Source organism: Pseudoalteromonas sp. ESRF-bin5, assembly GCF_002632075.1.
Taxonomy (GTDB): Bacteria; Pseudomonadota; Gammaproteobacteria; order Enterobacterales; family Alteromonadaceae; genus Pseudoalteromonas; species Pseudoalteromonas marina.
The window spans coordinates 1-1,257 of sequence record NZ_NTLW01000324.1 but is presented as its reverse complement, the minus strand read 5'-3'; the positions used below and the strand labels follow the sequence as shown (position 1 = coordinate 1,257).

The following is a 1,257-nucleotide window of genomic DNA, read 5'->3' as shown; positions in this document are numbered from 1 at the left end:
AAAGACTTAAAAAATATTATCAGATATTTTCCAAATTCAGTTAGTGCGTAGGAATACGGATTAACGCCCAAATTTGCTTGGTGACAATAGCGTTTTGGACCCACCTGATTCCATGCCGAACTCAGTAGTGAAACGAAACAGCGCCGATGATAGTGTAGCATTTGCTATGTGAAAGTAGGACATTACCAGGCTTCAAATTGTAGAAAGCCCGACTAGCAATAGTCGGGCTTTTTTACGTCTGCAGAAAAGTAATCTTCAGCATTCCATTCTCTAAAGCGTCGCGTCTGTTGAGCGAAGCGCCTCTTTGTGGACAGCGCGTTGGTTATTACTAGCGCACCGACTTCACATAAGAAAAACCCGCTCAATCAATGTAACGGATTTTTTGCTGTCTGGGGTTTAGTAAATAGCCAAGAGGCCATGCCGAACTCAGTAGCGACACAAAACAGCGCGAAGGCGAGCCCCAACCAATGATAGTATCCCATGTGCTATGTGACTCTCTACCGCTGTGGGCACCATGACATTAACAGGCTCAAATAATAGAGACCTGTTACAGCAGTGTGACGGTTTTTTTACTTTCTTGGATAAAATAAAGAACCAAACTAATATCATCTCCATCAAAAATGCCAACCAACGTAAGGTTAAGTCAATTTTATCCCGTGTCTAGATCATAAACTTTTTACCTTTGACTACTGAGTTTTGTGATCTACTTTATTCTTTACATCTCTTCTCATTTTGTTGCAATTTCATTCTTGGCTTACTAAGTGACCTGTGTAAGACTAGCTGTGTTAATTTAGTAAATCAGGTGACATGAATGTCGAATAGTAAAGTTTGGAAACTTATAAGCCTGTTTTGTTTGTTTACGGTGCTTATGGGTTGTCAATCTAAAGAAGAGCAGCTACAACAAACAATTCAAGAGTCTATAAAAAAAGCGGATGCTGAGCTATCACAGCTAGGTAGTGCGCTAGATAATGGCAGTATACGCAATGCTGTGTTACTTAAAGAGTATGGTGCGCTTTTAAAAAAACAACAGCCAGAGCTTTCAAATGTTGTTGATGTAATTACTTTAGATGCTTCGCGCCAAGGTGCACTTTATAGTGGTTTATTACAGCGACTTAAAGAGACTAAAAGTACTTACTTAATCCCCCCTTACGAAGATACGTTGCACAGCATCGATCTTTTACGTGAAGCTGCAAAACCTTCACTGTTCTCTGACGCTTTAACTGATCCAATCAATATGCTTGCTGATATGTCAAAAGG

General features: G+C 40.0%; 1 rRNA gene and 1 pseudogene. Both read left to right on the top strand.

Annotated elements, in window-relative coordinates:
- Positions 1-76: 76 nt before the first annotated feature.
- Positions 77-191 (top strand): 5S ribosomal RNA (gene rrf, locus BCG07_RS19830).
- 620 nt (positions 192-811) lie between these two features.
- Positions 812-1,257 (top strand): annotated as a pseudogene (locus BCG07_RS19825) (CHAD domain-containing protein); the annotation flags it as partial.